This is a genomic window from Desulfitobacterium sp., assembly GCF_035539115.1.
Lineage (GTDB): Bacteria > Bacillota > Desulfitobacteriia > Desulfitobacteriales > Desulfitobacteriaceae > Desulfitobacterium_A.
In genome coordinates this window covers 117,646-138,731 of record NZ_DATLJA010000086.1, presented here as the reverse complement: position 1 = coordinate 138,731, position 21,086 = coordinate 117,646, and the positions used below count along the sequence as shown (strand labels likewise).

Sequence of the window (21,086 nt, the reverse complement as noted above, 5' to 3'; positions counted from 1 at the left end):
ATTCACTATTAGACGACCCATAGCAAACGTTAAAACAAGCCTTGCTTTATTATATATTTTAACTTATAACGTACTCTGCTGTCATATTGCTATGAAAATTTGTTTTCGAGTTTTAGAACAAAACGAGTATTCTTGCGGCATCCGGCCACTAATCCTCTATACCTTAAAAGCCCTCCATCCGATGATGAAAGGCTTTTAATCTAAAACTGCTATTCTTTAAAATTATTGCCTGAATGTATATGATCTTTTCATTTGTTTTATGTCGCCTCTCGGGGGAATTGTTAAAAGACCAGTTAGTCCTTTTGCGATACGCCCTTGAACAGCCCCTTCTTGTTTGGCTAAAAATCTGATCGCGTCCTTTATGGTAGATCAACTTGTTATTGAATTTATCAAAGTCGGATAGTGTTACATTGCAATTGTCAGAATTGTTCCCCATCGTGTAAGGGTACGACCCCGCGGGCGCCCTTTTAAATAACAAGAGCAAGGAAATCTTTAGTTACTCCCTTGCTCTCTGACTTTGATTCATCCTAATAGGTGACATTTTATTTCTAAGGAAATTATATCCAAAAGAATATATATTATCAAACGCTAAACTATAATTTCTCCACTCTCCTCGAGGCCACCCTTTTCGGTGCGTCAGGAGCGATCCCCAATACTTTAGAACAGCAACTGGACAATACGTTAAGCGGAACCGACTTTGCTTATTGGGGCAATCGGTTCACTGAATGTAATTTTAATCCACAATTCCAATAGATTCACCTTTCCAACAAACAAAATTCGCAATTGTCTGAGCTCAAAATATCAGAGGGAGTAGCAGGAATCAAGGAGTTCGTAAATAATCTGGCACGATCGCCCAATAATTTCTTCTCCATCTCTTCGTTCACATCAGAATAGATGAGGCCTTGGGCACCAAGAAAACAGCAGGAAATAGCAGACAATGCTTGACCATATTGTAAGGAAGCCACCACGTCCTGATGGGTCAAATACGTTGTGAAATTAGGATACTTATGAACTAAACTATAGAGCATACCGGCTGTGCACCAATCTCCAGCACCACAAGAATCCACAAAATGAGGCACAGGCTGAACATCCAGATGTTTCCACTGAGACATCGTATTGTTCCGCGTGCGATAGCTGTACACCAGCCCCTCCGCTCCCATGGTGCGAACGATAAGTACTGTTGCACCATGCGTTGACTCGTTTCTTATCGTGTCGGCTATAGCCATAGATACTTTAGCTGCTGAAAACTTAACGATATGGGAATCAAGAGCATGGGTTACTAAGCTATTAACATTTCTCGAACTATTCGGTTCATAAACGGTCCATGCCCCTTTATCCTTAAACAGCTTTCTCAGTAAAGCAATTCCTTTTGATGCCCTATCCGAGTAGAACACATTAAAATCATCGAGTTCCAAAAAACAAACACTCTTCTCAGGCAAGGGGCTTAACCGAGGTAGTTCACGGCCGCATCGAGGGCAGACCAGAGAAAATCGATGCTCCTTTTGCGGTCCATTGATAAACTCCTCAATGATTCTTGGAGTAGCTAAACTCCCATGCTTAACTTCAATCCTTTTTACGCCCAATCCATCCAAATTGCAATTCAACAATTTAGCGGCTTCATCCTTATATTGGCCGATAAGAACAGCGTTCTCCCATCCCAAAAATGACAGTCCTGAAGCAACATTACCGCAACTTCCCCCATTATAGTATTGAACCTTGCCATCCCTATTGATAATATCCAGGCAAACCAATCCTGCGCCAAGCAAACGGGGAGCGGTTCTTTCCCTAACCGTCATTTTACAACCTCCATTACATATTCCTTATATTATGAAGCAACTTGTCAGTTTATTATAACCTTTCCTATCCACATCTGAATAGCCAAAACCATTCTCAATTACTGAAACTCTTGATGTCCAGTTTAAAACCACCCTCAACCTGCTCAATAGCTTTAAGCAATCTCAGCATCCCCTGCTCACCTCTCGACCTCTCATCTTTGCCCAGCCACAAACACGCATTGGATACCGGTCTGGCTTTCCCCACACTCGCCGAAGGTTTCCAGCTTAAAATTTCCTCATCATTTCCACCCAGCTGGCCTTGATCACCAATACACAAGACCTGCCTTTCCGGCAAAAGACTCATATTTTCCAGGACATTTAATTTACTCGCCCAGTAAGGTAAGATATCCAATGAATGTCCAGAATGCTCAAATTTCATAAACTTTGTTCCCTGTCCAAAGTTTCTTGATAGTTCCTGCTCAAGGAAATCTCTTTGATTTTTTTCAATTCCCGCCACTGTAATTTGAGTCGGTCTGACTGTTAATTCCGTCCCAGGTATTTTGCCGCATAGATCTTCAACTAGAGAAGCAATGGAAGGCAAAGACGCCCATTCCAACGCTTGCTTCTCATCTAAGTCCTCATCCAGCCTTAGAATTCGTGTTCCATTATATAATCCTACAATAACTTGGGGCCAAAATTCTTGAGATATAGAGTTCCTTAACAATTCTAAAGCGGATTTCCCTCTTCCTGTGGCAAACGCCAGCACCAGGCCTTCCTGCAAAAGGCGGTTCAACTCATTTCCAATATCTCCGCCAATAGCCGAATATCTGTTTTCTGTCTCGAGTAACGTCCCATCGATATCCGAAACTATCCCGACAAACGTCATTTCCAGAGCCGGATAATTAGCCCCTCTAGCCCTTGTCCCCTTCACTAATTCTTCCCCTGCTCCTGCTATGTCTTTCAAGCCTAACCGCAAAGAATGCAGCTTCCGCCCCCATTCAGGAACTGCAGGCTTTCCAGGATCGATAGCCTTAGCCTTAGCCAACTCAGAGAAAAGCAACATGGAGCGGGTTAAACAATAGACGGCTCCATCTAACCCTCCATACGGAGCGCAGATAGAGTAAGGGGTAATAAACTCTGGCAAATTCTTAATAAACCTTTGAATATAAGACTTTGAACGAGGGGTTCCAAACAAAACTACAAAAGAATCTCGATACGTTTCCAGCCAAATAAAGCGGCCATGGGCGAAATTCCGTGGATCAGTTAAGAAACAAGGGCTAACTCCAGACTCCGCCAAACGCGTTTCCAAATCATGACCTGCTGGTATCCCCCATTCGGAAGCGATAATCTGAATCGTAGGGACATGATCTAACGCCTTGATCAAATCGACATTTTCCTGATGGTCTTTGCAGGCAGTAGCAACCGGTGAATCTTCCACAGTTCCTTTCCCCAATAGACTCTGTGCAACTTTTACAATAATACCGGCCATAGCAATAATGGAGTTTACTGCCAAAAAACCATCCTTGGGGGTAGAAACTTTTGGGTAGATAACAACAGACTGATCAGGAAGAGATTTAGCAAGCCGAACCAAAGCCGAATTGGCATTAACCGTAAAAACGATAATTTTGCAGTCCTTGCGCGCTGCCGATCTAAACACCTGCAATATATCATGATTTTTCCCGCTGGCAGAAAAAAGAAAAACCGTATCAGGAGCCCTATCAAATTGGTTAAATTCATATGGCGTCACCGTCTTTGCCATGCCGAGATGATACTCTTCAAACACAAATTGCCATAATTTCGCGATGGCCATTGAGCCCCCCGAACCTATACAACAAGCGCTACCCGAAAAAAGATCAGCCTTAACAGGCGGGTTTATTACAACTTCGTGTGACTGGACCGTATTCCAGGTTGACTCCAATTCTTGTATTTCCTCAAAATATGAACGTTTAGCCATTATTTCAATCCTTTACCTCATTCGTCTTTCTGTTACCTTAGTTATTCTATAAAAACCTGCAAATCCCTTTGCCTAATGCGCAAGGAACCATGGCAAAATTCAACTTTACCATGTTCATTCATAGCAACTTCCCGAAAGGGATAGCGTAAATAGCTCATTATTTGCTTCAAAATCAGACATATCTCGCTGCATTGTATATCCTTGTGCTTCGATATGGGCTAATCCAATGCTTTTGCCTTTTCGTTTAAGTTCATACGTTGCAAGAAGTGCCCCTAGCGAAATCAACTTACTTGACACAGCTGAGATAACAAATTTACATCCACCCAAGGGATTAAGGGCCTGCTCATAATGTAAGACGGTACGGCAAATCTGCCTATAGGCTTCAAAAGGATTTTGCTCGCTTGAATAGATGATGTTTTTGGGTTCAACTCGCCATTGATCAAAGATCAATTCCCGATATTCTAATAGGATGTCATCTCCTTGACGAGGATTCGCTGATGGCGAAGGTAACACAGGACATATTTCATCAGGGCTCACAAGGGTATAGATTCTTTCCAGCTTAACAGAATTCCCTTCTCCCAAGATGGGAATCCAAATCTTAGGAATGCCTTCGGTTGCTTCATTCTCTAGTCCACTGCTAAAACCATGAACATAGTAAGCTTTATCATCGATCCCATCATCAATAATACGCTTATCTATCATGACATTCTCGCAAACGATGATATGCAGACTGATATGACTCGCTCTTTCATCAATCAAGGAGAGGCAGCTTCCAATTAAAGGGAAATAAATGCTCTGTGGCATCGCACTAACATCAACTACAATATCCGTATATTCATCGATGTTTTCAATCTTTGACATCACATTACCTGCCGAAAATGATCCTATCCTCCGTTTTCTTATATCATCTCCCGACCACATCTGGACAGATTCTCTCCGAATTATCCCTTTGCCAGACATCAACTCATGTAGTTTCTCTAAATTACGATGAGCTCTCGGAGAGTATTGATGAGAAGATGACTCCTCGCCTTCTTCAAATTCGATCAGCAAGCAATCTCTTTTCCCTTTCCCTCCATAGTACAAGAGTTGTTCTATTCCGTTACACATGCGAGGATCAAATCCTTTACCCAGGACATATAAAATTTCCTTTTCTCCTAACCCAAGATACTGATTGCAGAATTTTCCAAATTCCTCTCCCCCCTTTAATAAATATGGATCCCAGCGCATCGAATCACCCTTCATCAAATAGACTTCCTCCGTTCTTATCGGATAATCTGTATCCCTTGTCTACCCAGTTGATAAGTTCTTTTGGCTTTATAGATTTCCATCCACCATATTGTAACGGAAGACCAAATTGCAGGCATAACCATCTGTTTAAATAAAGAATCATCCAACTCTTTCCACCTTGTTTCAGACCGAGCGTTACTTCCAATAAATGATTTGAAATGCATAAGGAGAGAATTGTATTAAGATTTTTGTACATGGCATGCTGATAATTGCTATCTGATTTGACCATTTTATCTCGATCAACCATGGTAATTCCTATACCCGTGATCCCTCCACCTCCTCCATAAGAAGCAGTCCCTTTATCCCATTCTTCATTTGCTAAATCTTTTATGGCAAGCAGAAAATTCTGGACACCACGTCCATTGGGAATCCTTCTGATAATATCATCCCATCTTTGCTGTGCAACTTTTTTCTGGATCGCTTCTTGACGAGACGGATCCAGCGATTGTTGTCTTTTCAACAATGTAGAAGCAATTATCTCTTCAAATAGCTCGCCCGAAAAATCCAGAAATTGTTCAATATTGTAAGAAGCAATTGAAGTCACGCGAGAAATGCCATAATAGTATGGAATATTAAATTCTTCGGCTAGATATAGTTCTGCTGCAGCCTGTGCAGAGGAATTATCACGATGTTCCAGTTCATCAAGGGATAAGATATTATCAAAATCAAAGGAAAGTTGACTCTTGTTTAGATCACGCTCAATCAAAATTTCTAAAGTACGCCATCCGATGGCCTGCTGGCGCAGAGTCCCCTCTTCTATTTCTTTAGAACGAATCCAATCATCATACTTCTTCGAATTCCCCTTTTTATCCATTATTCTCTTTTCACATGTATCAATCGTTTGCTGAAAGACTTGGTTCCATTTTGCACCATCCAGGGATTCTTGAAGACAAGCATCAAAGGAAACTATTGGAATATCCCGTGCCGATCTGGCCCTCCGATCGGCAATATCGATCATTGCCTTTTCGAACCTTTTATTATGAACATTACGCCAATACTCTTCCATATTTATGGGCCTTTCGTATTCTCGTCCGGCGATTACTCCTGATGCAAGCAATTCATCCGGGGCGAGCGCCTCTAAACGCTCTGCTAGCCATACACTGACTACAGGTCTCGCTTCAATAACTGTTTGAATTAGTTTTCTGCGCTGGTTCAAGCTAAGTTGGTGTACATCATCAAACATAATGAGTACTCTACATTTTAACGGATTTCCATCAATCGAAATATGATCAGGCGTAATCATCTCTAAGGAAAATAAAGTATCATGCCCTTGGATAGGTTTCCTTTCTATAGGTCCAAACCTATCCATGATATCACTCACCGACTTTTCCACTGAGCGAGCCCATTCATATAATTGTCGCCCTGTACAGGGTGTTTCGATATCTGCCGGAAAGGCATCTATATTAATTTCAAAAGTTATTCTATGAAGATCGTTTGGATAATTCATTTTTTTTAAAATTAACACATTACGCAATGTTGCGAGGATAATTCTTGCATTTAAGAGCGCATAAAGTAAGCGTTCTTTTTGAACAGGATTACAATCAAGATCTTCTAATGTCGCATAGTTACGCGAACAGGAAAGGACGATACCCAATAAATTAGGGCCATCTTCTGTAATAACGTCCAACTGCTTCATTTTATTAAATAACATTTTATAATCTTCATTGCTTTGAGACTCATAAAGGGTATTCAATACATTCGGCGTGAAGGCACGAAGAAGGGTCGTCTTCCCTCCTCCAGGTGCACTACGGATTATCTGAACCCTTTCCCATAGTTTATTTTGCGGTAATAAATCCAACCCCTCCGGGCAAAATAGCCGAATAAAGGTCGAATCCGAGTCGATATGTTCTGAAGAACGCATACGAAATGGATTACGTGGCTCTCTCATTTCTCCTCCTTATGTATGCCTGCTCACTCTAGGAAACAGCCCTGTACTTTTCTCATATGAAAACCAAAGAATAGGTAATGAATTATTAGGCGTATTATGACTTAAAATGATCGGTAAAGCACATCCGTCAAATCCAAGATAGGGTTCTGTTAAGTCACCTTTTTCATAGCTGGATGTGATGATATCCGGATTATAATATCTCTTAACAATCTCCACAACAGCCTTTTCCGTTTCCCTATTTAAAGGTATCTCATCTCCAAGCGTTTGAATCGCTAATACTTGGATTTTAATCTTACTCTCATGATCCTTTACCCAATCATCAATTATGCTTTCTAAATAGTTTAAAGCTTTTTGGGTAGCAACATATAAAACAATACAGATAGTTATTTCCTCTAGATCAAAAAGTTTAGCTTCGCTTAATGAAAGAGAAACTATACGATTTAAAACCTTGCTGACTTTCCCTTTCCATTCTAATTTCTCCTCTCGAAGATAACTAATCCCACTGGCCGAAAAATCATCAAGGAGAAACACCGTACTAAATCGCATTTCGTCTGACTGAAGCTCTTTGTCCAAACAATTTTCCAACCGTTTTATTAACTCCTGCTTCAGTTCAATCGCTTTAGAAAAACTTCAACCTCACAATATTTACTTAACTTTCAAATAGTACGTCAAGATTAAAGTAACAATTGCAACAATGATACCGGATATTATTTGTGTATAATCCGTATTTACAATTTTATCTCTGATCATCTCCCGCTTTGTTCGCGTATAATCATCTTGTGGAAGCGGTTTATCTCCCCAGCCAGTAGATTTAGTCGGTATGCACTTTTCTGTTACATCAAAAAAAGATATGGCAGCAATTTTATCACCATTGTGACCCGCTTTTAGATCAATAGATCGTTTAGATAAATTGGTCATCACAAGCGTTAAATGATTAGGGTTAAAACCGGGGTCTATTTTACCTGGGGCAACCGAAAGTCCTTTTATTGCTCTAGAAGCAGAATTTACTACTAAACCAACAACATCTTCCTTTATTCCTATCGTGGACAAAACATATAAAGTTCAGTGGTCACAGACCGGTTTAAATGAACTTGCAAACATGTTGGCTTATCCTCCCGAAGTTAAGGAGCGCATTTTTAATGACTCATTCACTCGGTTATCTAATACGCCAACTCTTACTGCCAAGCAAATTCCTTACGGGAAGTTGGAAGGTTATTGGGCAAGACTTGGACTCTATCAAAATAATTCTAATATATGATGTCGATGAACAAAATGCGGACGTTTGGATTGACGGCATTAAACATAAACGTCAAAATATATACTGGAAGAGAATATAAGTTACATTGTGCAAAAACCTCCTGCTATCAGGGGGTTTTTGCACAATGTAACTTAATGATCCCGAGTAACATTTTAATTGTCAGAATTGTTTCCTATTGTGCGAGGGTACGACCCCAGCACTCTTTAACACCTCTCAATGATCTTCATATGTAAGGAACGAGTAGGAGCGTTCCAAGATAGCTTATTTGTGGCTTAGTGATTATCTACTTTGTTTTTCAATCTTAAGAACTAAGCGGATACCGTAATTACGCTGCATGTAACAAAAAAAGCACCTCCCTCGAAAGGAAAAGTGCTAGTTATAGAATGCTAATTATGCTGAAAGCCTTGATATGACTGGTGGGCGATACCGGGATCGAACCGATGACCTCATCCGTGTGAAAGGCCAGTACGCAGTTTTTCAATCGGTCCCATTTAGCGTTAATATCCATTAACCATGCGGTTTTCAGGCACTTCTAGTTAGGAGTGTCTGCTCTTTTTTCGCCCTGTTTTTTTAACGTTTTTGTATGCGTAACTATACACGTAACTATACAAAATGCATTCCATTTATCGATAACATCAGGGTTTTGGTAGTAACTGTAGCTAGCTCATTATATCACATTATCAGCAACAAGGAAATTCCAGTCGATATAGGGTTTGTGGATAGTGTGGTCAAGTTCTTTTATTCGAGACCCAAAATGACTTGTCCAAGCACTGTGGATATCCATAGTATGTCACTATCCACAAACCTATTCCTCATGACCTACTGCACACTGATTCTGCTCTAACTTGAAATCGAGTACAAAAGAGATTTACTGACCCTACAAAGGATGCTCATCGCTGTCTCTTTGAAAGCTACGATTCGTTTTTAGAAAAGCTCCGGCGACGAAGAAGAAAGGGTTCCCGGCGGATCAAGTATGGCCAGATCTACAAAATGACAGAGCACCAGATCATAAATGAAGAGATGGAGTCAATCTTGAGAGCGAAGCAAACCCAATAATCTCTCTTAACTCTCCTTCTTCTCGGCTAATCTCATTTTGTCATAAATTTATTTAAATTATTTATTTATTTTATGACAACTTTAGCATATACTATTCTTACAAGGAGGGATCTTTATGAAAAAATCATTCGACAACATCGGTGCTCAAATAAAAGTTTTACGTGAAAATAGCGGCTTTACCCAAAAGAATATTGCTAATTATCTAGGTGTAGACCAAAGTTTAATCTCGAAGTTTGAAGCTGGCGAACGTCCCATCAGTGCTGACATGCTTGAGAGACTGGTGACATTATTCGGCTGCAGCATATCCGTTTTCAAGGAAGCAACCGCCGAATATAAGCCCCTATCCTTGGTCCTTCGAGCAAGCGAAATAGGCGATGATGACTTGGAAACGATTAGCGCCATAAATAAAATTGCCTTAAACAGCGCTTTTATGACAAAATTACTGGAGAGTGAGGCACTCTAATGGATAAACTTGATTTGTGGAAAAAAGCGACCAGCTTACGCAAGTATTTAGGTGAGGACGCTCAATCTCCGCTCGATATCTTTGCTTTAGCGCATTCCCTTGATGACCTTACCCTTGTCTTTTATCCAATGGGTGATCGACTAAGCGGTATGTGCATCAAGAATCCCAAAAGCAATGTTATTGCGATTAACTCCGCTATGTCACTGGGTCGTCAGCGTTTTTCGATGGCTCACGAGTTATTTCATTTGTTTTATGACCCCAAAATGGCAACAACAATCTGCGCCCAAAAGATAGGCAGCGGCCAGCCCATAGAAAAAGAAGCGGACCAATTTGCCTCCTATATTTTGATGCCGCCGAATACTTTAACTGAGGCAATACAAAAAAATAAAAAAGACACAAATGCTAAACTAACCGTTGAAAACGTCGTTAAGCTTGAGCAGTTTTTTGGTATCAGCAGACAAGCCATCCTCATCCGCTTAATTGAAGAAAAAGAACTAACGGATCGTGAATCCGATTCTATGCGAAGAAATGTGATTCGCTCTGCCCGATGCCTAGGCTATGATGATGCTCTCTACAGACCCCTTCCCCCCGAAAAGCAGTTTATGACTTATGGACACTATATTCAACAAACTGAAAAAATTTTAGAACGTGAATTAGTATCCGAAGGAAAATATGAGGAATTGCTTTTAGACGCTTTCCGCTCCGATCTCGTTTATGGGGATATAAGCGAGGGAGGCGAATTAGTTGACTGATTCGCTCTTCTTTGATAATGATTGTTTATCTGCCTTTCTATGGGTTGGCGACGAAAATTTGTTAGTCAAATTATACCCTGGACGAGTTCGCATACCAAAACAGGTCTATATTGAACTATCCTCTCCCGGAGTAGCTCATCTCAAAGCAAGGGTAGATCATCTCTTAGCAAACAAACAGGTTTCCCTTACGGAAATAACTGTGGGTACAGAAATATTCGACTTATATTATCAATTGACTGAAGAACCAGAATCGGGACATGTGATTATTGGTAAAGGAGAAGCATCCTGTATCGCCTTAGCCAAATATTGCGATGGCATTGTTGCCAGCAATAACTTAAAGGATATTTCTTCATACATCAATGAACTTGGCTTAAAGCATATAACCACTGGCGATATTCTTATTGAAGCATTTGATAGAGGTTATATCACTAAAGCAGAAGGAAATACCTTATGGTCTGCCATGTTAGCCAAACATCGGAAATTAGGTGAAAAATCATTTACAGACTATTTAAAGAGAAGAAGAATATGATGTTTCAATTACATCATTCAGTAAAACACTGAATCCGCCATATTTCCCACGTGGGAAATATGGTCTTATTTTCTCAATTAACTAATCCAAATAACGGAAGCACCGAGCCGGCTAAAGCCCGCTCGGTTCCTGAATAAAGAGTGCATGTTATTCCCCAGTGTCCAATGCATGCTGGGCAGACAGCCGTCCAGTCCAAGATGAAAATTTTCCTGGTCCGCCTGGCCGTCAGACTGCCCTTGCCTCTGGGGTCAGGGCCTCCGCCCACGCTAGACTCCCGCACAGGCTCCAATCTCCGGGCTTCGCCACTCCGCCTGTGCACTCGTCCGCGTCGCCTCCGGCCTCTCGGGCAAAACTTACTGGTCCTGCTGTCGCGCGGCCGTTCGTAGACCGGCCGCGCTGGGTCATTCTCTGGGGTATGCATCGCTGCGCAAGATCAAGTCCGGCCGTTGCTTCACTTTACACTGCACGGCAGTTGCCGGCCAAGTATCAGCGGGCAACTGCCCACTATTTTTCGTTCAGATTGTATCGTAATATTTTTGGGTTTGAGGATTCCATGTTCCAAATATTTCGCTGTACTCCAATTGAACCCCGGAACCTTATTCGAACCTTTCATCGCATCCGCGATAAGGCAAAAATTCGTAAGGATATAACAGTCCACTCACTTCGGCATACGTTTGCCACAAGATTATTGGAACAAGGAATTGATCTCTAAACCGTTTTAGAATTGCTGGGTCATACCGACATATCGATGACTGGCAACATTTACTCTCACGTAATGCCCCGCTTACGCACAGGGACCGCTTCCAAAATGAACGGACTCTTAAAAACAAAGAAAGCACCTCTCCAAACTGGGAAAGTGCTAGCATCAAAACGCTAAATTATGCCGTAACTATACGTGTAACTATACATTGCATATTTCACTTGAATGTAAAGGCTGAAAGCCTTGATATGACTGGTGGGCGATACCGGGATCGAACCAGTGACCTCATCCGTGTGAAGGATGCGCTCTACCGACTGAGCCAATCGCCCATGGTAAAATCAATATTCTACTATCAAAAATGGTGACCCGTACGGGATTCGAACCCGTGTAGCCGCCGTGAAAGGGCGGTGTCTTAAGCCGCTTGACCAACGGGCCATTATCGATGTACGACAAAATTCGATGTTCGACTTTGGAGTAATCCCTTTGGTCTTTCGAGCTTCGAACCTCGTGCCTCGAACTTCGAGTATGGTGGGCCCACTAGGGTTCGAACCTAGGATCAACCGGTTATGAGCCGGCAGCTCTACCGCTGAGCTATGGGCCCAATCGCAGAAATAAAAAAATGGCTCCCCGAGTAGGACTCGAACCTACAACCTACCGGTTAACAGCCGGTTGCTCCACCATTGAGCTATCGAGGAATGCCCTGTGCACTGACTATTATACGCAATTCACTATTTATAGTCAAGCCTTCAGAAACAAATATTCTATTCGAGATAATCTTTCAGTTTCTTGCTCCGGCTAGGGTGACGCAGTTTACGGAGGGCCTTTGCTTCAATCTGGCGAATCCGTTCGCGGGTAACACCAAACTCCTGCCCGACTTCTTCCAAAGTCCGGGTTCTACCATCATCTAGGCCAAACCGTAAACGCAGAACTTTTTCTTCACGCGGTGTAAGCGTTTCCAGAACCTCTTCCAACTGCTCCTTGAGAAGGATAAAGGACGCTGCTTCCGCTGGGGCCGGAGCATCTTCATCAGGAATGAAATCTCCCAAATGCGAATCTTCTTCTTCGCCAATCGGGGTTTCTAAGGATACTGGTTCTTGGGCTATTTTCATGATTTCCCGTACCCGTTCGACGGGGATATCCATCTGAGCTGCGATTTCTTCGGGAACGGGTTCCCGCCCTAGCTCTTGTAAGAGTTGGCGCGAAATCCGAATAAGTTTATTAATCGTTTCAACCATATGCACCGGGATCCGGATAGTCCGCGCTTGGTCAGCAATCGCGCGCGTAATCGCTTGACGAATCCACCAGGTTGCATAAGTCGAGAACTTAAATCCTTTTTGATAGTCGAATTTCTCGACCGCCTTAATGAGTCCTAAATTTCCCTCTTGAATTAGATCGAGAAACAGCATGCCTCGTCCCACATAGCGTTTAGCAATACTGACGACAAGTCGGAGGTTTGCTTCGGCTAACCGTCGTTTCGCTTCTTCGTCTCCCTGCTCCATTCTTTTGGCAAGCTTAACTTCCTCTTCAGCTGATAATAGGGGGACCCGGCCGATTTCCTTCAAATACATACGAACTGGGTCATCTATTCCTACCCCTTCAGGAACAGAAAGATCAACCTCAACCTCTTCCTCAGCGTCTTCCTCTTCAGCATCACCGTGGAGATTATCCTCGGTTGTCTTTTCTAAGACTTCTTCCTCTTCACCTGGTTCAGGAATGATTTCAATACCCAGCTGCCCGATCTGCTCATATACCTCATCAATTTGGTCGGTTGTGAGCTCAATTCCTTGGAGGGTATCCATAATTTCGTGGTATGTGAGGGAACCCTTCTTTTTTCCTTTTTGAATGAGATTTTTAACGGCCTCAACCCGTAGTTCTTCATCATTCATGGACTTGGATTCCTTTCCTTCCTTGGGATTCTGTTTCTGCGTGCTCATAACCTTACTTTTCGCCACTTTTTAACCGCTCTCCTATCTCTTTTAACAGGGCAATTGCCCCTGCCATATCACCGGATTTTTCTAACGCGACCATACGGGTTTGTAATTCTTCTACTGTTTCCTCCGACTGGACTGATCGGATTTGATGCAAACAATCATGAAAAAGCTTTTCTGGCTGGGACACATCTGCCTCTTCAACCATAATATTCGCGATTTGGCTTTGTAATTCTTCCGATGTATTCATCGGAATTCCTGTTCTATTTTGCAGTTGAACTTCCTCAATCGCGTTAAAAAGTTGTTGATGGATTGGAACTTTCCAGAAATCCTTACCAAGTTCCGCTTCGACTTGAGCAACAGACAGTAACTGTTCCAGCAAAAGACGTAAAAGAATTCGCTCTGCCCGAAGGACTCCATTAGGTACCGTAATGGCAGAAGGAACAGGATTTACATACCTATTGATATTATCTCTGTTTTTTACAGAAATATCCTGATTTGCCGGAGAATATTCACTTTCCCGCGGTTTTTTTGCCTTATTCCTATCTTTACTTACAATCTCTAACTGAACCGCTTCCAAAGTAAGACCTAATTCCAAACTCAAAAAGCGTTCGTACCCTTCTCTTTCGACTGGACTCGTAACTTTGAGAATATCTCCTGCTAATTCGCTCACTAGTTCTCGTTTCTCTGGAGCGCTATGCACGGTGTGGTCTTGAATATAAACCTGATATTTAAACTCAATATAGGGTTTAGCCTGATCCAAGGCTTCCTTGAATTTCTCAGGCCCTTGGGATTTTAAATACTCGTCCGGATCCTTAGCACCAACTAAGCTTAAAACATCGACCCGGAAACCTGCGTCTCTTAATATCTCGCCCGCCCGGAGCGTGGCTTGAATCCCCGGCTTGTCCGAATCATAGACCACCACTATGCGTTGGGTATAACGTCTTAAAAGCTTCCCCTGATCTCTAGTGAGCGCCGTTCCCAGAGAGGCCACCGCATTACTGAAACCTGCTTTTTGCAAAGTGATGACATCCATGTAACCTTCAGCCAACAAGGCAAATCCAAATTCACGAATTCCTTGATGGGCCCGGTTCATTCCATATAAATGATGTCCCTTATTAAAAAAAGCAGTTTCAGGAGAGTTCAGATACTTGGGTAAGGTATCATCAAGAACCCGACCTCCAAAAGCAATGGATTTTTGTCGTGAGTCTAAAATCGCAAAAATGACACGATTGCGGAAACGGTCGTAATACCCCCGGTTTGCTTTTCCTTCCTGGGCATCTCTTTCAATGGCTAGACCGGCATCTGCCAGTTCCTGAGGACGAATTCCCCGAGACGAAAGTGCCTCAAGCAACCCCTCCCATCGAGCGGGTGCATATCCAAGACGAAAGGTGTTCATGGTTTCGGAGTCGACTCCTCGTTCCGCAAAATACTGCCTACCTAGTTCGCCCTCAGGCCGATTCATGAGGATATCATGATAGTAAACTGTGGCCCATTCATGGATTTCTTCCCAACGATGGCGACGTGCTTGTTGCTCCCTTTCGCGGGGTGAAAGTTCTTTTTCAGGAAGCATAATCGCGTATTTATGCGCCAAGTACTCGAGCGTTTCCGGAAAACTCCAGTTCTCTTTCTTCATGAGAAAAGAAAACACATTCCCCCCCGTATGACAGCCAAAACAGTAAAACATCTGTTTATCAGGAGTCACGGTGAAGCTCGGGGTTTTTTCGGAATGAAAAGGACATAATCCTAAATAGTTTTTCCCTTTGCGCTGTAATGAAACATATTCAGAGATGATTTCGACAATATCTGCATGTAATCTTATGTCTTCAACGGTATCTTCGGGAATTCTATAATCCACAGACTGTTGTTCGCCACCCCTGCCACATTTTATTCTGAAAGTCAAGACTAGATATAGATTTCTTCGCCAAAAAGTCATGGAATCCTCTTTTTAGGCACGACGAATATCCTGATTATGCAAATATTATCTTACTTAAGTTTGAGATTTCGTATTTCCCTAAACTATTCTCTCAAACTTCTATTTCTCCTCCCTATTTCGACTCCATTTTTAATATTAACTTCGACCTTAAATCATGATAGAATAGAATTGAAATCTTCCTCGCATTACATAAGAAAGGTGGAAATTCCATGCATCTCAAAAAAATCCGGCCTCTCGCCTTGATTCTAATAACCATACTCGTCACGATCCTTGGGGTAACCGGTTGCGGGTCGAGTAATATGAAAACTCAAGCCAACGTATCGGCAACTCCGAATGACACGAGTGTTGCAGCGAATTCTTCTTCTAGCCCAAGTTCAAACAACGCTCCAACTACTCAAGCGGTTAAAATGACACTTTATTTCCCAAAATCAGATGCCAGCGGTCTTATGGCGGTTGAGCGAACCATCAATGTCGACAACAAGGAAATCATTAAAGCCATGTTCAATGAATTAAACAATCCCCCTTCCGGTCTCGAGCGGCCCCTCCCTAAAGGAACTGAACTTCTCAGTGCCACTGTCAAAGACGGCGTGGCTACGCTTGATCTATCAAAACAGTTTAGGTCAAGTTTTACGGGTGGCGGTACGGGTGAACAATTGATTCTCTATAGTATTGTCAATTCTTTAACGACTCTGCCTAACGTTCAGAGTGTTCAATTCCTCTTAAACGGTGAAAATTCGATTGCAATTCTTGGCGAAACGGATACCTCGACACCCCTTAAGCGGGATGAAAGCTTGATTCAGAAACAGTGATTTCAAACCAGATTTAGTGTGGATTAGCGTTTTATTCAGATAAAAACGGCTAGAGAACCTTTAACACTTATCGTTAAGGGTTCTTTAGCCGTTTTTTGTTTTTCTTTAAGTTACTGTTTAAAATTTCAATTGTTTATGATACTCCGCAAATTATGGTTTTATTTCCTTCAGCACTATGTCTTTGTTCCAAGATGCTGAGCACGACTGCTGCTCCGATGGCCCGAGCTTTTTCCGAAATTGTCCAACAGTATTCCACTTTTCCTCGAGGATCGATATCCCCAACCTTGACTTGTTGACCCACTCGAACACCCGACCGCAGCAATCCTCGCAGCACACCATCGAGAGGAGAAAGAACGGGCGTGTTTAAGCCTTCAATCGTTCCTAAGACATCACCAGCAGCTACCTTCTCACCGATTTGGCGTTGTGCTCGAAATACACCAGCTTGGGGGGAATAGATAACCCGCTCGCGACTATAACCCGCGATATTCCCCGGAATTCCGGTATTCGGTTCAGCCGTTCCGGACGCAATGATCCGCCCTAGATCATGCCCACGATTCGTTTCGATCACTAAATGAACATCCTCCCCCGCCGTAAAACCAGGACCCAAGCCAATCGTTAAGGGCGCCATCTGACGCTGGGTTCCCAAATTTCGTTTAGCCAGGATGGCATCGACAAGCACTTCTGGCTGCCAAAGATCTAATACGTTTAAATCCGGGTCAATCAGGATGGGAATCTCTCCGTTTCCCCAAACGTTTGGGCATTCTTCCGGACTTGACACTCGCCGTGCAACGAGCCCTTCCACACTCCACTTTCCTTCTTCCACTGCTGTGCCAAAGCTTACCGGCCAACGCACCATGAGAGGCTGCTCAACTTCCGTCATCAACACCCTAAATCCCGCTTTAGCGAGAGCCCAGCCTACGCCGCTTGCCTGTTCACCCGCTCCGCGGACGAGGACAATCGACCCTGTCAATTTTCGGTTATTCTTCATTGGTCTATCTTTTTCGTCTTTCATTCGATCGTCATACTTTCTCCGGGGAGTACAGCGCCGGCTCAATATACACTTGCATAGCCCCACCACAAACCATTCCGTCCTCGGCAGCAGCTTCATGAGTGAGGTTAATTTCGACCACGGCGGGCTGGCCTTGCTCGATCACCCGAAAAGCATGTTGGCGTACTTCTGCTTCCCCACATCCTCCGCCGATCGTACCGACAACCCGTCCATCTCGAAAGAAAAGGATTTGGGCTCCGGCCTTACGTGGCGTGGAACCTAAGGTGTTGATAATGGTGGCTAACGCTGCCTGATTAAATAAATCATTTTCTGATCCCGCATCTTGGTTCGTTTGTGATTCCTCATTGAGTCGAAGGAGCGTCTCAAGTACTTTGCTATCCATTGCTTTTCTTCCCCCTAGCTTGCGTCCCTAGACCGTTACTCTTCCCATAGTGCTCAACCATGATAATTTCGGCCAGAATGCTGAGGGCAATTTCTTCGGGAGTCTGGGCGCCGATATCCAGTCCAATCGGTGCATATACCTTGTTCAGCAGTTCCTCAGGAGTCCCATTCTCTTTTAAGGCATCCATAATCGCGGCAACTTTGCGTCGACTCCCGATCATCCCTATATAGGCAGGCTGCACAGGGGTATTGAGCACCGCCTCGACGCAGAGTTGGTCATAACGATGACCACGCGTCACAATGACGACATACGTATTTTGATCAATACACACGCGCGGAAAAACCGTCTCAAAGCTCTCACAGATGACTTCGTCAGCTTCACCAAAGCGCACCGGATTGGCAAACGAGGGACGGTCATCGACCACGGTAACCTGAAAATCCATCAGCCTCCCCAGCTTGACCAGAGGCAGGGCAATATGGCCTCCTCCTAAAATAAGCAAGCGCGTTGGCGGATAAAGAGGATTCAAGAAAATCTTCAAACCTCCCGCTACGGTTAAAGTCATGGGCTTTTTGCTACGCATACTCATTAATAGATCTTCTTGAAGCGAATTAAGCACATTCTTGTTGAGATTTCCTGCCAGGAGTTCACCCGCGTCATTAACCAGAAATTTCGTCCCGGTAGGACAAAGCGCCGGATCTCCCTCGATCACTACTCCGCTTGCCCCAATCTGGTGATTTTCAAGCATTTCGTTGAGTTTATCATAAATTCTTTGCATAAACCGTTCTCCATTCTTGTCTCAACCCTTACTGTTATAAAGGGTCTCCTTTAAGGGTAAACTTAACCGCAGCTTACCGTCAAGTTTTCGATAAGCAGCCGCCACAGCAGCTGTGATGGGGATTGAAGAAATTTCTCCTATTCCTTTGGCACCATACGCCAAGGAGGATGGATTTTTCTCGATAATCACAGTTTCGATCTCTGGCATGTCTGTCGAACGGAAGAGCCCAAGCGTTCCATATTTAGCGGTAGGGACTCCTTTCTCTAGTGGAAAATCTTCCCGTAGGGTATAACCCAACCCCATGGCCACACCACCTTCAATTTGCCCTTCCACAGCGATTGGATTGATCGCGCGACCAACATCGTGTGCTGCCACGACTTTTTGGACTTTTCCTTTTTCGTCTAAAAGGGCAACATGCGTTGCATAACTATAGGCCACATGATTAACTGGGTTGGACTTATCAGATTGAAGCGGATCCGTTTGACCCAAGTATTCTCCGTAATATTCCGTCCCTTCGAGCTGTTCCAGCGTTTTATCTTCCAGGGCTTGTTGTAACGCTAAAGCCGCTTGGCGAGTGGCCTCGCCCGTGAACAGCGTTTGCCGCGAAGCCGTTGTGGTACCGGCATCCGGAGTAAGGAAAGTATCTGGGGCAACTACTACGATCTGATCCCCGGTTATCCCTGTTGCCTCATTCACGATTTGGATCACAATGGTTGCTAACCCTTGGCCAATACATTGGGCGCTGGTATAAACCCCCACTTTTCCCTTTTCAATCTTCATGCGCACGCGCGAGATGTCCGGTAAACCCACACCAATCCCAGAATTCTTATAGGCACAGGCAATCCCTGCATAAGGTGAAGATTCGTAAACTTCGCGGACAGCTAGGAGCGTTTCTTTGAGTGCTGTTCCTTCATCAGCGATTTGTCCACTCGGACCGACTTGACCGGGTTCTAACGCATTTTGAAAACGGATTTCCCAGGGAGAAATTCCGACTTTTTCCGCGAGAAGATTCAGATTCGTTTCTGAAGCAAAATTGGATTGGGGAACGCCAAAGCCGCGGAAGGCGCCTGCAGGTGGATTATTCGTATATACGCAGAATCCCATAACCTCAATATTGGGAACACTGTAAGGACCACCAAGATGGGTGCACGCCCGTTCCACAACGGCTGATCCGAGCGAAGCATAGGCTCCACTATCGGCCATCACTGTTGCTTTTATCCCTGTAAGATGTCCTTCCGCATCACAACCTGTTGTCACTTCAATTTCCATGGCATGGCGCTTCGGGTGAACCAGGATGCTTTCCTGGCGCGTTAAGGTGACTTTCACCGGCTTGCCTGTTTTCCAGGCCAGTAAAGCAGCATGGTGTTGCACCGTGAGGTCTTCCTTACCCCCAAAGCCTCCACCGACAAATTGACTAATCACCCGTACCTTCTCAGGAGGTAAACCAAGGATCGCACTTATCCCATGCATATCATCATAGACACTTTGACTTCCTACGTAAACAGTCACACTCCCATCCGAATGAGGAAGCGCTAAAGCGCTTTCAGTCTCCATGAAGGCATGCTCGGTGGGCGGCGTGGTGTAACGATTAGAGACAACATAGGCCGATTGCGCCAGGGCCTCCTCAGGATTTCCTCGGCGCAGATGAGTTTTACTCAGCAGATTTCCCTTGGGCTGGATAAGCGGCGCTCCAGAAGCTAACGCGGCAGCCGGTGTTAACAGCGGCTCAAGCTCCTCATACTCCACCTGAATAAGTTTGAGAGCTTCCCTCGCCTGTTTTTTCGTTTGAGCAGCGACTAAGGCGATGGCATCGCCGATATAGCGGGTTTCTTCACCGACCGCAACCAGCGTCGGCCAATCATGAAAAATATGCCCCCAGTAGCGCTCGCCAGGGATATCTTCGGCTGTCATCACCGCGACGACGCCAGGGTAAGCCTGGGCTGCCGAGACATCAATCCCTTTGATCAAAGCGCGTGGATATTTCGTGCGCAACGCAACCCCGTAGAGCATCCCGCCGACAAATAAATCATCAACATACTTGGCTTTACCCAGAGCCTTATCGATGGCATCGACGCGCACTAAATTGGTACCGATCCCTTCGCTTAGCGGTTTCGCGGATTGAGGTTTAATTTCGCCGCGCAAAGCCTTGGCTGCAAGACTAATGCCCTTTTCGATTTTCACATAACCTGTACACCGACAGATATTTCCTTTGATCGCTTGCTTAATCTCTTGGAGAGACGGACTCAAGGTTTTGTCGAGTAACCCTTTGGCACTAATCATCATCCCTGGAATACAGAAACCACACTGGACCGCTCCAACTTCAGCAAAAGCCCAGGCATAACCTTCTTTTTCCCGTTCCGAGAAACCTTCGACGGTAAGGAGACTTTTTCCATCGACTTTTGAGGCTTTGAGAAGACATGATCGCACCGCTTTCCCATCGACGAGAATCATGCAGGCACCGCAAGCACCCTCCCCACACCCATTTTTTAAAGAGGTTATATGCAATTCTTCCCGGATATAATCCAGAATATTAATATCTTCTTCAAGGGAATAGTCTTCCCCATTGATTGAAAATGTGTACATCT

The 21,086-nt window shown here is 43.9% G+C and carries 18 protein-coding genes, 4 tRNA genes and 1 pseudogene; 7 read left to right on the top strand and 16 right to left on the bottom strand.

What is annotated here, in order from left to right:
* The coding region (locus tag VM640_RS14270; RefSeq protein ID WP_325393347.1) for a hypothetical protein at window positions 1-199 on the top strand (199 nt) is incomplete at its 5' end.
* A gap of 556 nt (window positions 200-755) precedes the next feature.
* Here the strand turns inward: VM640_RS14270 and VM640_RS14265 are convergent.
* The 6 genes from VM640_RS14265 to VM640_RS14240 all read right to left on the bottom strand — a co-directional run bounded on the left by VM640_RS14265 (window position 756) and on the right by VM640_RS14240 (window position 7,954).
* A complete protein-coding gene (locus VM640_RS14265; protein ID WP_325393345.1) occupies window positions 756-1,796 on the bottom strand; it encodes a PfkB family carbohydrate kinase in 1,041 nt (346 codons plus the stop codon).
* Window positions 1,797-1,890: 94 nt separating this feature from the next.
* Window positions 1,891-3,729, bottom strand: coding sequence for an HAD hydrolase family protein (locus VM640_RS14260; RefSeq protein ID WP_325393343.1), 1,839 nt, complete (start codon window positions 3,727-3,729; stop codon window positions 1,891-1,893).
* A gap of 114 nt (window positions 3,730-3,843) precedes the next feature.
* Complete coding sequence (locus VM640_RS14255; RefSeq protein WP_325393341.1) at window positions 3,844-4,974, bottom strand: hypothetical protein; 1,131 nt, start codon at window positions 4,972-4,974, stop codon at window positions 3,844-3,846.
* On the bottom strand, window positions 4,961-6,877 hold the full coding sequence (locus VM640_RS14250; RefSeq protein WP_422653307.1) for an ORC-CDC6 family AAA ATPase: 1,917 nt from the start codon (window positions 6,875-6,877) through the stop codon (window positions 4,961-4,963). Before VM640_RS14250 ends, VM640_RS14255 begins: the two co-directional genes overlap by 14 nt.
* A 36-nt stretch (window positions 6,878-6,913) precedes the next feature.
* Window positions 6,914-7,513 carry a phosphoribosyltransferase-like protein gene (locus VM640_RS14245; RefSeq protein WP_422653306.1) on the bottom strand — a complete coding sequence of 200 codons (600 nt, stop codon included), beginning with the start codon at window positions 7,511-7,513 and terminating at the stop codon, window positions 6,914-6,916.
* A 36-nt stretch (window positions 7,514-7,549) separates the two neighbouring features.
* The gene (locus VM640_RS14240) at window positions 7,550-7,954 is read right to left on the bottom strand and encodes a dCTP deaminase/dUTPase family protein (RefSeq protein WP_325393335.1); all 405 of its coding nucleotides are present in this window, start codon (window positions 7,952-7,954) and stop codon (window positions 7,550-7,552) included.
* A gap of 1,013 nt (window positions 7,955-8,967) precedes the next feature.
* On the opposite strand from VM640_RS14240, the pseudogene VM640_RS14235 reads away from it, so the two are divergent.
* The 5 genes and pseudogenes from VM640_RS14235 to VM640_RS14215 all read left to right on the top strand — a co-directional run.
* A pseudogene (locus tag VM640_RS14235) lies at window positions 8,968-9,218 on the top strand (hypothetical protein); the annotation flags it as partial.
* Between the two features lie 115 nt (window positions 9,219-9,333).
* Window positions 9,334-9,681 (top strand): helix-turn-helix domain-containing protein, encoded by a 348-nt coding sequence (locus VM640_RS14230; protein ID WP_325393333.1) that lies wholly within the window; start codon window positions 9,334-9,336, stop codon window positions 9,679-9,681.
* Window positions 9,681-10,433 carry an ImmA/IrrE family metallo-endopeptidase gene (locus VM640_RS14225; RefSeq protein WP_325393331.1) on the top strand — a complete coding sequence of 251 codons (753 nt, stop codon included), beginning with the start codon at window positions 9,681-9,683 and terminating at the stop codon, window positions 10,431-10,433. The genes VM640_RS14230 and VM640_RS14225 overlap by 1 nt, the downstream gene beginning before the upstream one ends.
* Complete coding sequence (locus VM640_RS14220; protein ID WP_325393329.1) at window positions 10,426-10,962, top strand: PIN domain-containing protein; 537 nt, start codon at window positions 10,426-10,428, stop codon at window positions 10,960-10,962. Before VM640_RS14225 ends, VM640_RS14220 begins: the two co-directional genes overlap by 8 nt.
* A gap of 415 nt (window positions 10,963-11,377) precedes the next feature.
* Window positions 11,378-11,674 carry a tyrosine-type recombinase/integrase gene (locus VM640_RS14215; RefSeq protein WP_325393359.1) on the top strand — a complete coding sequence of 99 codons (297 nt, stop codon included), beginning with the start codon at window positions 11,378-11,380 and terminating at the stop codon, window positions 11,672-11,674.
* A 241-nt stretch (window positions 11,675-11,915) separates the two neighbouring features.
* Here the strand turns inward: VM640_RS14215 and VM640_RS14210 are convergent.
* From VM640_RS14210 to dnaG, 6 genes are all read right to left on the bottom strand, one after another.
* A tRNA-Val gene (locus VM640_RS14210) sits at window positions 11,916-11,991 on the bottom strand.
* Between the two features lie 30 nt (window positions 11,992-12,021).
* Window positions 12,022-12,097 (bottom strand) — tRNA-Glu (locus VM640_RS14205).
* Between the two features lie 91 nt (window positions 12,098-12,188).
* Window positions 12,189-12,263, bottom strand: a tRNA-Ile gene (locus VM640_RS14200).
* Between the two features lie 19 nt (window positions 12,264-12,282).
* Window positions 12,283-12,357 (bottom strand) — tRNA-Asn (locus VM640_RS14195).
* 66 nt (window positions 12,358-12,423) lie between these two features.
* Window positions 12,424-13,614, bottom strand: coding sequence for an RNA polymerase sigma factor RpoD (gene rpoD, locus VM640_RS14190; protein ID WP_325393327.1), 1,191 nt, complete (start codon window positions 13,612-13,614; stop codon window positions 12,424-12,426).
* Window positions 13,601-15,526: a DNA primase gene (gene dnaG / locus VM640_RS14185; RefSeq protein ID WP_325393325.1), complete on the bottom strand. Its 1,926-nt coding sequence runs from the start codon at window positions 15,524-15,526 to the stop codon at window positions 13,601-13,603. The genes rpoD and dnaG overlap by 14 nt, the downstream gene beginning before the upstream one ends.
* Before the next feature lie 209 nt (window positions 15,527-15,735).
* On the opposite strand from dnaG, the gene VM640_RS14180 reads away from it, so the two are divergent.
* Window positions 15,736-16,335, top strand: a complete 600-nt coding sequence (locus tag VM640_RS14180; protein WP_325393323.1) for a GerMN domain-containing protein — start codon at window positions 15,736-15,738, stop codon at window positions 16,333-16,335.
* Between the two features lie 133 nt (window positions 16,336-16,468).
* Here the strand turns inward: VM640_RS14180 and yqeB are convergent, their stop codons facing one another.
* From yqeB to xdh, 4 genes are read right to left on the bottom strand one after another with little or no spacing between them, the layout of a single operon-like run.
* Entirely contained in the window at window positions 16,469-17,323 is an 855-nt protein-coding gene (yqeB, locus tag VM640_RS14175) for a selenium-dependent molybdenum cofactor biosynthesis protein YqeB (RefSeq protein ID WP_325393321.1), read from the bottom strand.
* A 31-nt stretch (window positions 17,324-17,354) separates the two neighbouring features.
* A complete protein-coding gene (locus tag VM640_RS14170; protein WP_325393319.1) occupies window positions 17,355-17,726 on the bottom strand; it encodes an XdhC family protein in 372 nt (123 codons plus the stop codon).
* On the bottom strand, window positions 17,719-18,501 hold the full coding sequence (locus tag VM640_RS14165) for an XdhC family protein (RefSeq protein WP_325393317.1): 783 nt from the start codon (window positions 18,499-18,501) through the stop codon (window positions 17,719-17,721). The genes VM640_RS14170 and VM640_RS14165 overlap by 8 nt, the downstream gene beginning before the upstream one ends.
* Window positions 18,502-18,522: 21 nt before the next feature.
* A complete protein-coding gene (gene xdh / locus VM640_RS14160) occupies window positions 18,523-21,084 on the bottom strand; it encodes a selenium-dependent xanthine dehydrogenase (protein WP_325393315.1) in 2,562 nt (853 codons plus the stop codon).
* Window positions 21,085-21,086 lie beyond the last annotated feature (2 nt).